The sequence below is a fragment of the Paenibacillus turpanensis genome (assembly GCF_011421635.1).
Taxonomy (GTDB): Bacteria; Bacillota; Bacilli; order Paenibacillales; family YIM-B00363; genus Paenibacillus_AK; species Paenibacillus_AK turpanensis.
Genome location: NZ_WTLI01000003.1, coordinates 14,472 through 30,900, shown reverse-complemented (window position 1 = coordinate 30,900; position 16,429 = coordinate 14,472). Strand labels below are relative to the sequence as shown.

Here is a 16,429-nt window from a genome sequence, read left to right as displayed (position 1 = left end):
TTTATCTGCTCGTTTTTTTAACAACCTTATATTATAGGAGTGTGAACGTATGGAACGCGATGTGATCGCAGAGCTCGACGAAATCAAGCAGCAGCTTGCCGAGCTGCAGCGCCTCGTCTTACAGAAGCAGGAAGCTGCCTCCCCTGCTTCGACTCGGATGCAGTCATCCCTTACAGTTACCGAGGATATGAACAAGTCGGCCGGGCTCGGTACCCTCTATTACTCCGGACAAGTGCAGATCCAAGACACGACATTGCGCTGCGAGCCGCAGGAGAAGCAAGTGACGGAGCTGCTGACGCTTCACTCAGATAAAGCGGCCAAGGCTCTTTCGGCACTTGCTCACAAGCAGCGGCTTGATATCATCCGCGCCGTACTCGTTGAGCCGCTTACGGGCGCGGAGCTCGTTGAGAAGCTCCAGATGGGGACGACCGGGCAGCTTTACCACCATGTGAAGGCACTGCTTGGCGCTGATTTACTGCATCAGGAGGACGGAGGACGATACGCCGTTCCCCGCAAACGGGCGTTTTCCCTGCTTCTCCTCCTTGCTTCCGTATCGGACATTCTCGATACCGGCAATTATGTCGATATGGTTCAGGCGCGCAGCGAAGCCGCGCAGTACCTTGGGTCCGATCAGGCGAAGTACGACCCTCATCTCGCCCTGTGGGCCGTGATGGAAAACTGTGTGCTGGAGCATCGAGCCGGCTTCTGCACACAGGTTGATCTTATTCTCCACTCTGACGGCAGCGTAACGGTGTCTGACAATGGCCGCGGCATCCCCGTTCACACATTGGGGGCCAAAGGCTCTACCAACGTAGAAGCAGTTCTTACCGATATCAGCTCCCATGCTTCTCAAGCACCTTATCGCGTCCCTGGCGCGGAGAGAGGCATCAGCATTGCCGTCGTCAACGCCTTTTCTTCCAAGCTAGCCGTGGAAATCCGGCGGGAAGGCAAAGTGTACCGGCAAGACTACAAGCATGGCATCCCCGCCTCGGATTTGCTCGTTGTGGGCATGACTTCCGAGTCCGGCACCAGCGTCACCTTTACTCCGGATCCCGAGCTTTTCATACCGGGCTTCGATGTTGATGTTATTCGCAACCATATTCATGCAGCCTACACTGCCTACCCGGGTCTTGCAATCCAATTGCACCCTAACGCAGCACAGCTCTAATGTAGAATTTCACTGCGGCCTAAAAAACCCGCCCTCGTCTTCCCAAGGGCGGGTTTGTCGTGTTCAACTAAAGTTACAGACCGTAACCAAATGTACGAGAAATGATGACCAGAAGGATGAACAATACCAGAATTGTACCTGTCGTAGTCCAACCTGCTCCAACTGCGCCTGCTGCGTATGCCATTTAGCAACACTCCTTTTTAGCAATTTGTTTTTTTACTCTACACTACTAACCTATGCGGCAGTACACCTTCTGACTGTGCAGGCGTCTAGTTCGACGATTTTAGAAAAAATCACAATTTTGTTTGTCATATCATTCAAAAAAGTGCTGACCGTTCCTCTTTCTTGTGGTATAATGAAAGCGCTAACAAAGGCACATCTTTTTAAGGGGGCTCGGAAAGATGGACGCAGCAGTAAGAATAAAGGATGTTTATGAGGATTTTGAACCTAAGGCAGACTCCCTGTTCTTCAAAACCGGATCGCACGGATTAATCAGCTTCCACGGCAACAACTACAATATAAAGAAAAGAATGTCTGCCGAACAAAAGGAACGCCTAACGAATGATCCGGCATTTGTTCAAATTTCTACCGATTGTTATGTAAACGTTCTCAAAATTATCGCTATCGAAGACGACCACCTCTGCTTCGGCGTATTTAAGGGCGAAGCGAAGCGGATTCCCGTTTCCAAGCGGAAGCAGCAAATCATCAAGCAAATGCTGGGTCCAAATCATCACTAAATGAATGACGAAAAGGCTTTAGCTCGATGCTAAAGCCTTGTTTTTTTTCGCAGCCTTTTCTTGTCTCGACCCTACTTCATCATAAAAGCCTTACTTTACTATTCCGCTTCCGCATGATTTTCGAACGATGAGACTCGGCTCCAGAACCGTTGTCGTCGCGCCCGAGCCCTCATTCTTCGATTTGATGCGGGAAATGAGCTTCTGGGCCGCCAAGGCTCCCATTTCGTATGACGGCTGGCTAATCGTCGTTAATGCAGGCTGCAAATGCTTGGACCAGACCGTCTCGTCGTATCCAAGCAGCGCAATCTGATCAGGAATTGTCCATCCGTATTCGTGAATCCCATCCATAATTTCCAGCGTCATCATATTGTTTGTGGAAAATATGGCATCCGGTGAAAAGCGCTCCAGCAAATCAATGACGGCCTTTTTTACTTCCCCTTCATTCTGCTGCGGCACGATACATACTTCGTAATGCTCAGGCGGCACTCCATGCTCCCTTAACGTTTCACAGAACCCATCGATGCGCTCCTGCCAAGTGCTGACACCTACCGGATCATGAACCATAATGGCAAGCCTTCTGCGTCCCAGCTTCAGTAAATGCTCCACCGCCAGACGCGCTCCGGCACGGTTATCCACAGTAACGCTGTCTGCATCAATTCCTTCGACCTTGCGGTTTATAATAACGATTGGATAATGCTCATCTACCAGCTGCATAAAATGCTGCTTATCCCCCGGTGTCGGGTTCACAACGATCCCGTCCACCATCCGATGCCGTAAATCGCGAATAAGCTCCTCTTCGAGCTGCCCGTCCTCATTCGAATTACAGATCATCAAGCTGTACCCGGATTTTCGGCACGTATCCTCAAACCCTTCCAGCACCCTTGTCCAAAACGGGTTTTTCAAGTTGGACAAAACAATGCCAAGCACATTCGTTTTCATTTGCTTTAAGCCTTTGGCCAGCAAATTCGGTTTATAATTCATTTCTTCAATGACCTGCAGAATCCGTTCCTTCGTCTCCTGAGTTGTCTGAAGATAGTTTCCATTAATGATCCGTGAAACCGTCGCTTTGGAAACGCCTGCCCTCTTGGCTACCATTTCTATGGTGACTTTCAAACGTATGACTCCTTTCACGACGCCGACTAGCTGCCATGCAACGTCAAATCATCATTAGCAGCACAACAATTATAACAAATTTTGGATAGATGATCAGCTTCTTTTTTTATGGCTCCTATTAAATCATCCTATGAAATCGTTTGCTTTACATGTTCCGGACGTTCTCTCCAAACGAGAAAGCGATCCAGCAGCTGGTGGAGCAATCGATGAGAAGCCTCCGTACGATCCAAATCAGCAAGAATGCTCTCCGGATTTTGAATAAACGGCGCTTCAATCAGCTCATCCCTCCACTCGTGAAGCATCCTCCGGATTGCGGAAGGCGTTGCTTCCAAATGATACTGGAGTCCCAGCACATTCTCCTTATAAAGGAAGGCCTGATTCGGACATGCATCCGACTCAGCGAGCCCGACCGCCCCCGGCGGAATCTCAAAAGCATCCCCATGCCATTGGAAGGAATAAAACTGCTCGGGAATGAACCGCAAAAAAGGATGGCTTCCGCCGCTGCGCCGAATTTGATGCCAGCCAAGCTCTTTATGTGAATTGCGGTATACGCGGGCGCCGAGCACTTCAGCAGCCATCTGTGCTCCTAGACAAATACCGACCACCGGTTTTCCGGTCTGTATATATTCACGCAGATACCTTTTTTCCGCAGAAAGCCACGGGTGCATCGGCTCATGATATACACTCATGGGTCCTCCTAAAATGATGAGCATATCAACCTCTTCTTGATCTGGAAGGAAATCGGCATCCGGAACAAAAACCGAGCGGACTTCGTCCCCTCTTCTTTTCGCCCATGTCATAATACTTGACTCGTCATCAAACAAAAAATGGGTAAACAAGGTCACACGCATAATCCACACTTCCTTTTCAACTGTATTTATGTCACATATTATAACATCGGTTTGATTGAAGTGTCAGATCCTTCGTTCAAAAAAGTTTACATTATGGCATTGACTCTATAGCTGCTATAGGGTTTATCGTTTGGTCTAAACAAGGGAAACAAATCAAAATAATTCCCAAAGGAGATCGTGATATGAATATCATTTTAGGGACAGGACCGATTGGAAGATCGGTTATGAAGCATCTGACTGCACAGGGTAAAAAGGTGAGAATGGTCAATACGAGCGGCACGGCGAGCGGACTTCCACCCCAAGTTGAGGTGGTGAAATGCAATCTTTATGATTTGCAGGAAACTGCATCCGCGCTGCGTGGAGCGACAACAGTATTTCAGTGCGCACAGCCGCCGTATCACCGTTGGAAGGAGCTGTTCCCGTCCATGATGGACAGCATCCTTGGGGCCTGTGCGGAAACTGGTGCAAAGCTAGCTGCCGCAGACAACCTTTATATGTATGGCGAGGTCAACGAAGCTGTTCACGAGGAGCTTCCCAATGGGGCACAAACGAAAAAGGGCCGTGTACGTGCGGCGCTCTCCGAAAAAATCATAGCTGAACACCGCAGCGGACGGGTCAAGGCTGTCCTATGCCGCGGCTCTGACTATTTCGGGCCGGGAGCAGCCGAATCTATCATCGGATCGCGCGTCTTCGAGCAAATAGTACGCGGCAAGCCGTGCACGCTGCTGGGCAACCCGGATACGCCGCATTCTTATACGTATATCGACGATTTTGGAAAAGCTCTAGTCACCTTAAGCGAACAGGAGAATACGTTCGGGGGCATCTGGCACGCTCCGAATGTAGCAGCTGTCACAACGAGACAGCTCATCGAAGCAGCCTACCGGGCAGCAGGCCACCCGCCAGCAATCAAGGTCATGAGTCCGGCGATGCTGCGGATTGGAGCCCTGTTTATCCGGGCAGCGCGGGAATCCATAGAGGTGATGTATTTGCACGAAAAACCTTTCATCGTCAACAGCGAGAAGATCACACAGCAGTTTGGCCTTCATCCGACTCCATTAGAGCAGGCCATTCAGCAGACGGTGGAATGGTACCGCGCCCGCGCAAGAGAATAGAACGCATCCTCTTCCTCTCGCGATGCGGCTGCACTAGCCCAACAACCTTTTCGATAACCTTTAGGCCCTTTGTCAGGTATTTTCAATACGCAGGATTTCCGTTATACTTATTGTCGCTTTGCAATACTCCTATCGAAATGAGGGTTCATCATGCTGGTATCACGCATAGCCGACAGTGAGGCGGATCTTCAGGCCGCTTTCCGCATACGCGAAACCGTTTTTGTACAGGAACAGCATGTACCGCTTGCTGACGAATTCGACGAGCATGAGTCTACAGCTGATCATATTTTAGTTTTAGATGAAGATACGCCGGCCGGTGCCGGTAGATTGCGGGTTGTCGACGGTACCGCGAAGCTGGAGCGCATCTGTGTGCTGCCTGCCTTCCGGAAGCTCGGCGCCGGAGCGGCGATTGTAGGCGCGTTGGAAGGGCTGGCGATAGAACGCGGGCTGACCAAGGCAAAGCTTCACGGCCAAGTCCAGGCACAGCGGTTTTATGAAAAGCTCGGGTATCGCTGCGCGTCGGAGCCTTTCATGGAGGATGGCATCCTTCATGTACTGATGGTGAAGGAGCTGTAGGATGAAAAAGAAACCTGAGCTAACTCAAGATCATCAGCAACGGTCATCGGGATCGGACTCCAGCGCTATTCATTCACCAAGTCAGCGTTCACTGAAGGGTCGCCTTCGGATCAACGCCCGTTCGCTTTTGCTTTACACAGGCGGCATTCTTATCCTGACCTTCGGCATCGCCCTCTCGATCCGCGCCAATCTTGGGACTGGACCCTTCGACGCACTGCTTGTCGGCTTGTCCAGTTCCGTCGGGCTCAGCGTCGGCAGCTGGGAGCTCATTCTTGGACTGCTTCTCATTGTCCTCAATGCAGCCGCACTTCGCCGGCGTCCGGAGTTGGCCGCTGCGGCCACTGCTCTTTTAACCGGTATCGGCATCGATTTATGGCTATTCCTAACCGAGGGCTGGCTGCAGCCGCAAACGCTAATTGGGCAAGCGCTTTGCTTTGCGCTCAGCCTTCCGATCGGCGGACTGGGCATTGCCATTTACTTAAATTCCAAAGTCGCACCGGCACCGCTTGATCGTTCCATGCTGGTCGTCAGTCAACTGACGAAACTTAATGTTGGCTTATCCCGAACCTTGATCAGCGTCTTCCTGGTCGTTCTCGCCTTTGTATTTCATGGCCCTATCGGCATCGGCACCTTGTTGGCCGCCGTCCTAAGCGGACCCGTGCTGCAGTGGTTTATGAAGCGGCTGCAGCACGTCAAAGCAGCTGCGGATCAGCCGCCTATGATGGGTGCTCCATAAAGCACGTTCAACTATCACAACGTCCCATTCCCAAAAGCATGCCCGTGCAATATTTTTTTCTATTAATTATTCATTCAGAGGTGAGCCCATTGTCCGTCCTTCTCATCTATTTCATAGCAATCAATGCTGTCAGCTTCGTGCAAATGGGTTACGATAAATCGTTAGCCGTTGAAGGCAAACGCCGTGTCCCGGAGAAGCGGCTGTTTTGGTTTGCCGCTGCAGGCGGGGCAGCCGGCACTTGGGCGGGCATGCAGTTTTGGCGCCACAAAACGAAGCATGCCTCTTTTGTTTACGGCATCCCCGCTCTTTTTATCCTCAATGTACTAGGATATGGCTGGATTTTTACCCTCCTGTAACGTAGCCCCGGCTAAAAAAAGATTGCCTAATTAAGCAGTATTTGGTAACCTATATTCCTCTCGCGCATTTCACCTTGACTGAAGTAGACGTTAACCGTCATCCCAAGCTTATCGGAGGTGTTGCATGCTTTATTCTGTTTTGGCCGCCAAGGCCTACGCCCGTAATCTGCAGTACCGCGGAGCCCATATGCTCCATAATGCGGCAAGCGCCATGTTCGGCTTTATGTACGCCTGTATTTGGGCGGGCATTGGTGAAAGCCGTTCACTCGGCGAGTACGGTACAGACGGCATGGTCGGCTACATCGCATTTACCCAAGCCTCACTTTGGGTAACCGGCTTCATTACCCAAGGGCTCGGGTTACCCGGTTCGGTACGCACCGGACAAATTGCGCTGGACCTCATGCGTCCGGTTCACCTCTTCCCCCATCTCGTCAGTAAAGAGTGGGGACAAATCGCTTACCAATTTTTCTACAAGTCGATTCCCATTTACACGCTGTATGTGCTTGTGTTTCAGCTAAATCTCCCTTCACTCTGGCCTGGAGGCGTTCTAACCTTCCTTGCATTAGGCTGTGCGGCTTATCTTTCCATCTGCATGAATTACATCATCGGTGCAAGTGCGATGTGGACGACCGAGTCGCAGTGGCTGTACTGGGCGAACCACGCCGTCATGATGCTGCTTGCCGGCTTTTTCATCCCGGTGGAATGGCTTCCCGATTGGCTGCAAGCCTTAGCTTGGCTCTCGCCATACCCGCACCTGCTGTATGTTCCGACACGGATTTACCTCGGTTATGAGCAAGCGGGGCTGCTGCTCGGTTCGGTCTCGTGGTGCGTCGCCATGACCTTCCTATGCTTGGCCGTTACCCGGCTGCTGCGGCGTAAAGTGGAGGTACAGGGCGGATGAAACAAACGAATGTTGCAGGCTTAACCAGGCTGTACATACTCCTCATCCGTGCCAGCATTCGCAGCTCGATGCAGTATAAGTTCAACTTTATCCTCGGAGCGGTGCTCGCTGCCTTTATTCAGCTTGCCGAATTTGCCATGGTCGCGCTCGTCCTGCACAAATTCGGAGCAATTCATGGCTGGAGCCTGTACGAAATCGCCTATTTATTTGGGTTGATCACTTTATCGAAAACGATTTACCGCAGCTTCGCCAACGATGTGCATCATTTGGAACGCTACTTAATCGGCGGAGAGCTCGATCAGCTGCTGACTCGTCCCGTCCCGGTGCTGCTCGCGCTTATGTCGCAAAACTTTCGGCTTATGCCCGGCGAATGGCTGCAGGGCGGGTTCATCTTAGGCTGGTCGATGGCAGGAATGCTGCGGGACGGACAAATTACGTGGTGGGCCGTCCCCCCTACCCTGTTCGCGACCCTCACCGGCGCAGTCATCCTGTTCGCCATCGGTCTGGCCACAGCGGCCACCGGCTTCTGGATCACCCGCGTCAGCGAGCTGCAAAACCTGACCGAAGACGCCGCACATACCGCCGTCCGTTACCCGCTCACCCTTTATCCGGCATGGATGAAGCAGGTGCTGCTTCTCGTGCTGCCGGTCGGCTTTGTCAATTATGTTCCCGCATTGTACATTCTGCGCGGGGAGCTCGGCGCATGGGTGCTTCCTGCGTGCACCGCTGTCGCCCTGCTCTGCCTTTATGCCAGTATGAAGTTTTGGAAGTACGGACTAACCAAATACCAAAGCACGGGGAGCTGATGAAGACAATGAATGCGATACCAATCATTGAGGTTCAGCATATTTCCAAGCAATTTCGCACGCCCGTCCCTAAGGAAGGCAAATTCGCCGGGCTGCGTACGCTGTTTTCAAGAGATTACCGGGTCAAGGATGCCGTAAACGATATCAGCTTCACGATTGAAAAGGGCGAGTTTGTCGGCTATATTGGCCCGAACGGCGCAGGCAAATCGACTACGATCAAGATGCTGACCGGCATTCTCCATCCGACGGCCGGCCAAATTCGCATCGCAGGGGAAAGCCCCCACCGCAGCCGCAGGCATGTCGTTGGCCGGCTCGGCGTCGTTTTCGGACAGCGCAGCCAGCTCTGGTGGGATTTGCCGGTCAAGGATTCATTCGATATTTTATCCGAGATGTACCGGGTGGACCCGGACGCCAAGCGCAAACGGATCGCTGAAATGTCCGAGCTTCTGGAGCTTGCGCCGTTCTGGCAGACCCCGGTCCGCAAGCTCTCGCTCGGCCAGCGGATGCGCGCCGATTTAGCTGCGGCCATGCTGCATGACCCGGAGCTGCTTTTCCTCGATGAGCCGACGATCGGCCTTGATGTGACCGCCAAGCGGAGCATAAGGGGCTTTTTAAAAGCCTTAAACCGTGACTTCGGCAAAACAGTGCTGCTGACGACCCATGATATGGATGATATTGAACAGCTCTGCTCGCGGGTCATGGTCATTAATCACGGAAAGCTCGCCTACGACGGCACGATTGCGCAGCTTCGCGAGATGATCGGCCTGCCGACCATAATTCGCGTCACGTTTCGAGGCCGATTCGAAATCCCAAATCCTAACAACATCGATCACGGTATTCATATCGTGGAACAAAACGATCGCGAGGTTATCGTCGAGGCGAACCGAAGCGAGCTGAAAGCCGCGGAAATCCTGCGCATTCTGGGGACTTGGGGGGAAATCGACGATATTCATATGGAAGAGCCGGACTTTGAGGAGGTTATCCACAGAGTCTACTAGTTAATAACATAAACAAAACGAACCTAGACCAGCCATAGATCGAAATGCCCCTAACCATGACAGGACGAACCTGTACGATTAGGGGCATTTTTCACATGAGCCGTCCGGCCCTTTTCACCTAAACAACAGCCTTGAGACGAATTTTCCATTCGAATGGGACGCCCTTACAACCCTACAACCTTACACCATTACCCCTTAAGACCACTCGTGCTGATTCCTTCCACAATATAACGCTGGAACATGAAGAAGATGACGAAAACCGGAATAATGCTGAGCGTCGACATCGCAAACAAGGCACTCCAGTTCGTTACCGAATCCGGGTCGGAGAACATTTTCAGGCCCATCGACACCGGATACAGCTGCGGTTTGTTCAAGTAAAGGAGCGGCCCCATAAAGTCATCCCATCTCCAGTAGAAGGAGAAGATCGCGCAGGTCATCATCGCCGGAACGACCAAGGGAACAATGATCCGGGAGAAAATCATAAATCTGCTGCAGCCGTCGATTTTCGCCGCTTCATCAATTTCCTGCGGAATCGTGCGAATAAACTGCATAATCAGGAAAATAAAGAACGGTGCACCGAAGAACGTCGGCAAAATCAGCGGCCAGTACGTGTTGATCCAGCCGAACCAGTTGAACATAATGTACTGCGGGATCATAATGATTTCGAACGGAAGCATCATCGTAATCATCATACAGACGAACCACAGCTTTTTGCCGGTAAACTTAATGCGGGCGAAGCCGAAGGCAATAATGGTCGACGAAACAACACTGCCGATCGTTGCGGCTAACGTAATTATAAAGGAGTTATAAAAGAAGGTTCCGAATGAAATGCCCGCGAAGCCCTTCCACCCGATCGTATAGTTTTCAAAATTGAGCTGATTTGGAATCAAGGAATGCGCCGTCGTAAAGATCGTCGCGTTGCTCTTGAACGACCCCGCAACCATCCAAAGCAGCGGATAAAGCATTGCAAAGGTCAAAATAACTAACAACACCTGCTGTCCAAAGGTACGCCACCATTTTCTACCGATAGTCATTTTATTTATCCCCTTCTGATTCGTAATGGACCCAATAAGAAGAGCTCTTGAAAATGAATGCGGTAAACAAGCCGATTACGAGCAGCAGCAGCCAGGCCATGGCCGACGCATATCCCATATCGAAGAAGGTGAACGCACGCTGGAACATGTATAACACGTACAGCAGGGTAGAGTTCAACGGACGGCCATCGCCGAAGATGATAAAGCTTGGCGTGAATGCCATAAAGCCTTGAATCGTTTGCATGACAACATTGAACAAAATAATCGGAGTAAGCAGGGGCAGCGTTACCCGGAAAAACCGCTGGAAAGCGTTGGCCCCATCTACCTGCGCCGCTTCATAATACGTATTCGGAATGTTTTTCAAACCGGCTAGGAAAATCAGCATGGAGGAGCCGAACTGCCAGCCGTATAACAGAATCAGAGTCCATAACGCATATTTCGGATCGCCCAGCCAAGAGATCCCCTCTATTCCGAAGATGGACAAAATGGAATTTACCGCCCCATCGTTGCCGAACAGCTGACGCCACATGACCGACACCGCTACACTGCCGCCGATGACAGACGGTAAATACAGCATGGTGCGGTACAATCCCATGAACTTAAAGACGTTTGCCAGCAATAATGCGATAGCAAGCGCAAATACGAGACGGAACGGAACGGCCGTAAATACATAGTAAAAGGTAACCTTAACCGACTGAATAAATTTTCTATCGTCAAACAGCATACGCTCGTAATTTTCGAATCCAATCCATGCCGGCTTTTGCAGCATGTCATAGTCCGTGAAGGACAAGTACAGCGACATGATTACTGGAAAAAGCGTCAGCGCGAAAAAACCGATGAGAAAAGGCAGAATAAACATATAACCGGCTACATTATCCGTGCCCTTCAGCTTCTTTTTGCGCGACGGATTCGAATTTGGCTTGCGGACGGGTACCGTTTCATTCGCTACTTGATTCACCATCATTCATCCATCTCTTTCTGTTAGATTAGGGCATTTCGGAAAAGAAGCCGGTCCTCCCATCCGTGATTAGCGTTGGTATCCAGGACCGGCTTTCGTTTCTTTTCACGATTTACATTTACTTCTTCGCTTCACGCTCAATAATATCTTCCGCTCTTTGCTTAAATTCTTTAGCGCCTTCCTCCGGCGAAATCTGCTTATACATGACCTGCTCGTGAACCTCTTCCAGCGCCTTCAGCACTTCGGAGGAGCCTGCGGGGTAATTTCCGTCAATTGGGCTGCTGTTTTGCGCGATCATGTCGATATATTCGTAAACCATTTTGTTCGTTTCATCCAGGCTGCCCGACAGCTCCTTGCGAATATCGGAGGAAACCGGTACGCCGCGCTCGCCGTTCAAAATTTTGTTCGCTTCTACATCATTGATGAAGAAGTCGATAAATTTCGCTGCTTCCTCTTGATGCTTCGAGTTTTTGCTCATGGAGAAGAACATCGCCGGCTTCAGATACATGCCTTTGTCGAGGTCCGGTCCCGGCAGCGGAGCCAGCTTCAGCGGACGCTGCGCCGCCTTTGTCAGAGCAACGACCTGGTTCGACCATCTGAAGTCGAAAGGCGCTTTCTTGTGAACGATCAATTGGTCCTCTACCGCTTCATGCTGCAGGATTACATCAAGCGTCGGATATGTTCCTTTTTCCTGCTGCTCCAGCACCATCGTTAAGAAATCGGCAAGCGTTTTTTCTTCGAAGCCTAGACCAGTTTTATCGGCGTTAAAAATCTTTTGGCCGTTCTGACGGGCGTAGTACTCGAATATGTTAACAATCTCAAGGCCCTGTGTGCCGTAGTTTCCTGTTTTCTGATGAACGGTCTCGGCAATCTGCTTCCAGTCGTCCCACGTCCAGCTGCTGTCCGGAAGCTTCGCCCCCGCATCCTTCAGCATCTGCTCGTCATAGATTACCGTCAATGCGTTCATACCAAGCGGAATGCCAAGCAGTTTATCGTTCGGCTTTCCGGATTCAAGCAAGCCTTTGCTGATTTTGTCTGTCTTAATTGCGCCGCTTTCCGTAAACGGAGTCAGGTCGGCCAGCACATCTTTACCCGCGTACTGCGTCAAATATTCCCCGTAGTTCATTTGTAGAACGTCCGGCATATTGTTGCCTGCAACCATGGCCGCCAGCTTCTCCCAATAGCCGTTGTAGCTTGTAAATTCGCCCTGGATCTTGACGTGCGGGTTTTTCTTCTCATAAAGCTTGATGACTTCATTCGTCAAGTCGTGACGAGTTTGGGAACCCCACCATAATAAACGGAGTGTAATTTGTTCTTTACTGTCGCCGCCGCTCGCAGGAGTTTCCGTTTTCCCTCCAGTATCGCCAGAAGTGCCCCCACCAGTGGTTGTCGTAGTTGCGCCGCTCGAGCATGCCGCTAGAAGCATCAGGACGAGGGCCATGAAAATTGCTACGATCTTTCTCTGCTTTGCCATTCTGCGCTGCCTCCTCTTTTTTATCAAGTTCAGCTGTTCTACTATAGCTTACTGTAAGCGCTAACATATAAACACTAAAATACCCGTCATCTTTCTTTCAAAGTTCCGGCATTTGGAAAATATAGACAAACGCCTGCCATACGGTTTCTTATAAAATTCCGAGCTTTCTTTCAAATAACCGACGATTTCTTATACTCCGAAGGCGTACAGCCCGTGTACCGTTTAAAAACCTGACTGAAATATGGAGGGTTCGAGCCAAAGCCTACTTTTGCCGCAACCTCTAATATTTTGAGGCTTTCCGCTTTTTCAATCAGCTTTTTCGCCTCCTCCATCCGGATATTCATTAAGTAATTCGAAAACTTTTCACCCGTTTCTTTGCGGAACAGCTTCCCCAAGTAATCCACATTCAAATGAAACACCTCTTGAGCAAGCCTGGAGAGCGACAACGATTCATCGGACAAATGCTCGTGCACATATTGGATGACGCGGCGAATCGTGCGGCTCTGCGTCTGCATATTGGATTCATAATACATTCCTGCTGCCTCTGCAGCCGCTTCTCTGACATACTCCTCCGCCAGCTCCAAAGTGGAAAGCGATTCGACCAGCATCAAGCCGCGCGAATAGCCCTCCTTTTGCCTCGGGCCCGCCTGTCTCATCACATTCAAGTACAGCTCCAGCACATACGATTTCACCACGTCTACACTTAGCTTGGAGCCCTTCAGCTTACAGAACGCTTCCTTAATCAGCTCGCGCACCTGTTCGGCGTTGCCGCTTCGGATGGCAAAAGCAAGCGCATCGGCGTCAATGGCAATGTCCTCTTCCCCGCCGCTTGCCCGGTCAATATCGCCGCTTGTTATGACGCTGCCCTCCCCTAAATAAAAACGGTGGGAAAGACACTCCAACGTCTCCTTATAAAGTCTGCGCAGCTGGGGAAGGGAGTCCGGACTGCTCACCGCAACGGTGACATCAAGCTTGTAGTATTTAAAATAAATGTTCTTGATGTCCATCATAACCCCGGTCCAGCTCTCCAGTGTTACTTCCTCGACAAGGAGCGCCAGCCTTCCGCCGATCGACGTATTTAAGTAGACCGAGTAGCCCGATTGCTCCACGATTTCCTTCGCAATATTGTTTAAAGCAAACAGATGCTCGAAATCATGCTTCCCTTCAATCTCCAGCAAAATTAACCGCAGAGGGCGGTCCAGCAAGTTAAGCCCCAGCAGGTCGCAATAATATTCCCAGTCCCGTTTGCCGTAGGTTTTATTCGTAATGCATTCCTTTAAAAACTGCTCTTTGATTTGCGGCAACACCTTGGCGAAGTTTTCCCGGTTGTTCATAATAAACGCGCCCCGCCGTTCAAATTCCTTCAGCTCCTCCACAACCTCCGCCAGCACCTGCATAATTTTTTTCTCGTTGCATGGCTTCAGCAAATAGTGGCGGACGCCCAGCTTCATGGCGGACTGCGCCGATGAAAACTCCTCATGCCCCGACAGAATAATAAATACGATCTCTGGAAAACGCTCCTTCACCTGTTCAATAAGCTGAATCCCGTTCATTTCGGGCATTTTGATATCCGTAATTACGATATTTGGAGGCTCAGCCTCGATCATTTCCAGCGCTTGCCTGCCGTCGATCGCTTTCCCGATTAATCTTGTACCACACCTCCCCCACTCTACAACGCTTGCGATTCCCTCCAAAATAATCCGTTCGTCATCCACCAGCAGCACCTTATACATGGTCACCCTCCAAACGATAAGGAATTCGAATGGTTACCGTCGTTCCCGCGCCAGGCTCACTGTCAATCGTTACGCCGTATGCGGCTCCAAACAGTAATTGTATTCGCTCGTTAATATTTTTAAGACCAATCCCGGTTCCCTTCGGTTTCGCGGCTCCGCTGCGAACCGCTTCCAGCGTTTCCTGGTCCATGCCCGGACCGTTATCGTGCACGGCAATTTCGATATGCTCTTCCTCCGCTTGAACACCAAGCCGAATGATGCACGGGCCGGAAATCGTTTCCACCACATGATGAATCACATTTTCAACGACCGGCTGTATCGTAAGCTTTGGAATATAGTAATACGAAATCAAGTTGAGCTCTTCCGCCTGCTGGAATTGAATGCGCTCCGCAAATCTTGCTTGCTGGACCGTAATGTAGTTCCCTACAATTTCCATTTCTTCGCTAATCGGAATAAGCGGCTCCTTTTTCCCGATGATGCTCCGCAGCAAGCTCCCCAGCGCCTCTACCGTGCGGGAAATATGCTCCTGCCGGCTGACCTTCGCCATCCAGTTAATCGATTCCAGCGTATTGTATAGGAAATGTGGATTGATTTGCGCCTGCAGCGCTTTATATTCAGACTCCTTAATGGCCAGCTGCTTAGCGTAATTTTCCAAAATCAGCTCATTTATTTTTTCCAGCATAAGGCGAAAGTTCCGATGGATTTGCCCGGTCTCGTCCATATTCAAATTGTTTTCTTGAAACAATTCATCCGTGTTGAAATTTCCCTTCTGCACCTGCTTCATCTTTTGGATCAGGTATTCCAAAGGACGGGTAATGCTTTGCGACGCCTTCCAGCCAAGAAAGAGGGCGGCAACAAACAACAGCGCATAAAGGGCGATCAGCCCGTTCTTAATCAACCGTGATTGTTGAAAAATATGATCGTACGAAATTACGTTATAATAGGTGAAGTCTTGAAAGGTTGAGGTTAAATGGGTGACAAAATACGTCCGCCCCTCCAAGGAGAGCACCTCGTATCCCTTACGGCCAGAAATCGGGATATGGGTAAGCTTGCCAGCAGGAAGCACCTCGTGTGTGGAGAGCACGGCGCGGCCATCATATTCGATCATAAACATTTTATCCTCGGATAAATCTAGCGTTTGGTCGATCAGCCGATTCATATCGACATAAATTATGAGTACGCCAAGATGTGCGAGACTTAAGTTCCTCACCTTCCGCACCTGCTTGGCGGTAATCAACACATTTGGATCATCCGCCGCAAACCATACGTTGGCACCCGCTCCCTTGAGCGCGTGCTCTGTAATCATCTGGATATCGCCGCGATTTTTATCAACAAGCGTTACCGTGTGCTCCTGATCATTCGCATCGATCATTTGAATGGACGAGATGTACTTTTCCTGCTGGGCAAGCGTCAACAGCTGCAGCATGAGCTCGTCTCTCATCCGATACATCTGGTAATCGCCGTCGCCTTCCTTTAAGGTCGTCATAATTTCCTGGATTTTCGGATCGCTTAAAATTTGAAAGGATAAGCGTTCAATCCGCCTCAGCTCGTTATCAACAGAGGTAGAGGACAGATTCAGCACTTCCGCAGATTCGTCATACACCTTTTCTTCATATAATTCCGTGGCAAAATGAACCGCGATGACGCTAATTCCGGATACGGCCGCCATAATTAACAGCGTAAGCATGAATATTTTATTTTTGATCATCTGATTGCCGTAGTACGTCTTTAGTCTCAAAGCAGTTCCCTCCTTTTCCCAGAAAACATTCGCCGCCCCCTGCCTTAAATCCTTGCGGAATCGCTTACATTGGAAATAAAATGTCACCCTATACAAGTATATTCGCGGGAGAAGGCGTTATCGCGATGAAACTGCCCG

At 50.4% G+C, this 16,429-nt stretch carries 17 protein-coding genes; 9 read left to right on the top strand and 8 right to left on the bottom strand.

Annotation, left to right across the window (positions count from 1 at the left end; translation table 11 throughout):
* Positions 1-49 precede the first annotated feature (49 nt).
* The gene (locus tag GQS10_RS03315) at positions 50-1,168 is read left to right on the top strand and encodes an ATP-binding protein (RefSeq protein ID WP_166238998.1); all 1,119 of its coding nucleotides are present in this window, start codon (positions 50-52) and stop codon (positions 1,166-1,168) included.
* A 73-nt stretch (positions 1,169-1,241) separates the two neighbouring features.
* Here GQS10_RS03315 and GQS10_RS23015 read toward each other — a convergent pair whose 3' ends face one another.
* The gene (locus GQS10_RS23015) at positions 1,242-1,352 is read right to left on the bottom strand and encodes a YjcZ family sporulation protein (protein WP_243734937.1); all 111 of its coding nucleotides are present in this window, start codon (positions 1,350-1,352) and stop codon (positions 1,242-1,244) included.
* 217 nt (positions 1,353-1,569) lie between these two features.
* Here GQS10_RS23015 and GQS10_RS03310 point away from each other — a divergent pair, with 217 nt between their 5' ends.
* On the top strand, positions 1,570-1,905 hold the full coding sequence (locus tag GQS10_RS03310; protein ID WP_166238996.1) for a LytTR family transcriptional regulator DNA-binding domain-containing protein: 336 nt from the start codon (positions 1,570-1,572) through the stop codon (positions 1,903-1,905).
* A 90-nt stretch (positions 1,906-1,995) separates the two neighbouring features.
* Here the strand turns inward: GQS10_RS03310 and GQS10_RS03305 are convergent, their stop codons facing one another.
* Positions 1,996-3,018 (bottom strand): LacI family DNA-binding transcriptional regulator, encoded by a 1,023-nt coding sequence (locus GQS10_RS03305; RefSeq protein WP_166238994.1) that lies wholly within the window; start codon positions 3,016-3,018, stop codon positions 1,996-1,998.
* Between the two features lie 128 nt (positions 3,019-3,146).
* Positions 3,147-3,869, bottom strand: coding sequence for a type 1 glutamine amidotransferase (locus GQS10_RS03300; protein ID WP_166238992.1), 723 nt, complete (start codon positions 3,867-3,869; stop codon positions 3,147-3,149).
* Positions 3,870-4,051: 182 nt separating this feature from the next.
* Here GQS10_RS03300 and GQS10_RS03295 point away from each other — a divergent pair, with 182 nt between their 5' ends.
* From GQS10_RS03295 to GQS10_RS03265, 7 genes are all read left to right on the top strand, one after another.
* Positions 4,052-4,981, top strand: a complete 930-nt coding sequence (locus GQS10_RS03295; RefSeq protein WP_166238990.1) for an NAD-dependent epimerase/dehydratase family protein — start codon at positions 4,052-4,054, stop codon at positions 4,979-4,981.
* A gap of 150 nt (positions 4,982-5,131) precedes the next feature.
* Entirely contained in the window at positions 5,132-5,557 is a 426-nt protein-coding gene (locus tag GQS10_RS03290) for a GNAT family N-acetyltransferase (protein WP_166238988.1), read from the top strand.
* Position 5,558: 1 nt separating this feature from the next.
* Complete coding sequence (locus tag GQS10_RS03285) at positions 5,559-6,293, top strand: YczE/YyaS/YitT family protein (protein ID WP_243734936.1); 735 nt, start codon at positions 5,559-5,561, stop codon at positions 6,291-6,293.
* An 80-nt stretch (positions 6,294-6,373) separates the two neighbouring features.
* Entirely contained in the window at positions 6,374-6,649 is a 276-nt protein-coding gene (locus GQS10_RS03280) for a DUF1294 domain-containing protein (protein ID WP_341805000.1), read from the top strand.
* A 124-nt stretch (positions 6,650-6,773) separates the two neighbouring features.
* Complete coding sequence (locus GQS10_RS03275) at positions 6,774-7,550, top strand: ABC transporter permease (protein ID WP_166238986.1); 777 nt, start codon at positions 6,774-6,776, stop codon at positions 7,548-7,550.
* Complete coding sequence (locus GQS10_RS03270; RefSeq protein ID WP_166238984.1) at positions 7,547-8,356, top strand: ABC transporter permease; 810 nt, start codon at positions 7,547-7,549, stop codon at positions 8,354-8,356. The genes GQS10_RS03275 and GQS10_RS03270 overlap by 4 nt, the downstream gene beginning before the upstream one ends.
* An 8-nt stretch (positions 8,357-8,364) precedes the next feature.
* Positions 8,365-9,354 (top strand): ABC transporter ATP-binding protein, encoded by a 990-nt coding sequence (locus GQS10_RS03265; RefSeq protein WP_207952112.1) that lies wholly within the window; start codon positions 8,365-8,367, stop codon positions 9,352-9,354.
* Between the two features lie 188 nt (positions 9,355-9,542).
* Here the strand turns inward: GQS10_RS03265 and GQS10_RS03260 are convergent, their stop codons facing one another.
* The 5 genes from GQS10_RS03260 to GQS10_RS03240 all read right to left on the bottom strand — a co-directional run bounded on the left by GQS10_RS03260 (position 9,543) and on the right by GQS10_RS03240 (position 16,291).
* Positions 9,543-10,388, bottom strand: coding sequence for a carbohydrate ABC transporter permease (locus GQS10_RS03260; protein ID WP_166238982.1), 846 nt, complete (start codon positions 10,386-10,388; stop codon positions 9,543-9,545).
* Between the two features lies 1 nt (position 10,389).
* Positions 10,390-11,349, bottom strand: coding sequence for a carbohydrate ABC transporter permease (locus GQS10_RS03255; RefSeq protein ID WP_207952123.1), 960 nt, complete (start codon positions 11,347-11,349; stop codon positions 10,390-10,392).
* A gap of 115 nt (positions 11,350-11,464) precedes the next feature.
* On the bottom strand, positions 11,465-12,820 hold the full coding sequence (locus GQS10_RS03250; protein ID WP_166238978.1) for an ABC transporter substrate-binding protein: 1,356 nt from the start codon (positions 12,818-12,820) through the stop codon (positions 11,465-11,467).
* A 170-nt stretch (positions 12,821-12,990) separates the two neighbouring features.
* Complete coding sequence (locus GQS10_RS03245) at positions 12,991-14,553, bottom strand: response regulator transcription factor (protein WP_166238976.1); 1,563 nt, start codon at positions 14,551-14,553, stop codon at positions 12,991-12,993.
* Positions 14,546-16,291, bottom strand: a complete 1,746-nt coding sequence (locus GQS10_RS03240) for a cache domain-containing sensor histidine kinase (RefSeq protein WP_166238974.1) — start codon at positions 16,289-16,291, stop codon at positions 14,546-14,548. Before GQS10_RS03240 ends, GQS10_RS03245 begins: the two co-directional genes overlap by 8 nt.
* Positions 16,292-16,429: the final 138 nt, after the last annotated feature.

What these genes read in the sequence shown, in the direction of transcription:
- GQS10_RS03315 (WP_166238998.1), top strand. Translation starts at nt 50, where the DNA reads ATGGAACGCGATGTGATCGCAGAGCTCGACGAAATCAAGCAGCAGCTT.
- GQS10_RS23015 (WP_243734937.1), bottom strand. Translation starts at nt 1,352, where the DNA reads ATGGCATACGCAGCAGGCGCAGTTGGAGCAGGTTGGACTACGACAGGT.
- GQS10_RS03310 (WP_166238996.1), top strand. Translation starts at nt 1,570, where the DNA reads ATGGACGCAGCAGTAAGAATAAAGGATGTTTATGAGGATTTTGAACCT.
- GQS10_RS03300 (WP_166238992.1), bottom strand. Translation starts at nt 3,869, where the DNA reads ATGCGTGTGACCTTGTTTACCCATTTTTTGTTTGATGACGAGTCAAGT.
- GQS10_RS03295 (WP_166238990.1), top strand. Translation starts at nt 4,052, where the DNA reads ATGAATATCATTTTAGGGACAGGACCGATTGGAAGATCGGTTATGAAG.
- GQS10_RS03290 (WP_166238988.1), top strand. Translation starts at nt 5,132, where the DNA reads ATGCTGGTATCACGCATAGCCGACAGTGAGGCGGATCTTCAGGCCGCT.
- GQS10_RS03285 (WP_243734936.1), top strand. Translation starts at nt 5,559, where the DNA reads ATGAAAAAGAAACCTGAGCTAACTCAAGATCATCAGCAACGGTCATCG.
- GQS10_RS03275 (WP_166238986.1), top strand. Translation starts at nt 6,774, where the DNA reads ATGCTTTATTCTGTTTTGGCCGCCAAGGCCTACGCCCGTAATCTGCAG.
- GQS10_RS03270 (WP_166238984.1), top strand. Translation starts at nt 7,547, where the DNA reads ATGAAACAAACGAATGTTGCAGGCTTAACCAGGCTGTACATACTCCTC.
- GQS10_RS03265 (WP_207952112.1), top strand. Translation starts at nt 8,365, where the DNA reads ATGAATGCGATACCAATCATTGAGGTTCAGCATATTTCCAAGCAATTT.
- GQS10_RS03260 (WP_166238982.1), bottom strand. Translation starts at nt 10,388, where the DNA reads ATGACTATCGGTAGAAAATGGTGGCGTACCTTTGGACAGCAGGTGTTG.
- GQS10_RS03255 (WP_207952123.1), bottom strand. Translation starts at nt 11,349, where the DNA reads ATGGTGAATCAAGTAGCGAATGAAACGGTACCCGTCCGCAAGCCAAAT.
- GQS10_RS03250 (WP_166238978.1), bottom strand. Translation starts at nt 12,820, where the DNA reads ATGGCAAAGCAGAGAAAGATCGTAGCAATTTTCATGGCCCTCGTCCTG.
- GQS10_RS03245 (WP_166238976.1), bottom strand. Translation starts at nt 14,553, where the DNA reads ATGTATAAGGTGCTGCTGGTGGATGACGAACGGATTATTTTGGAGGGA.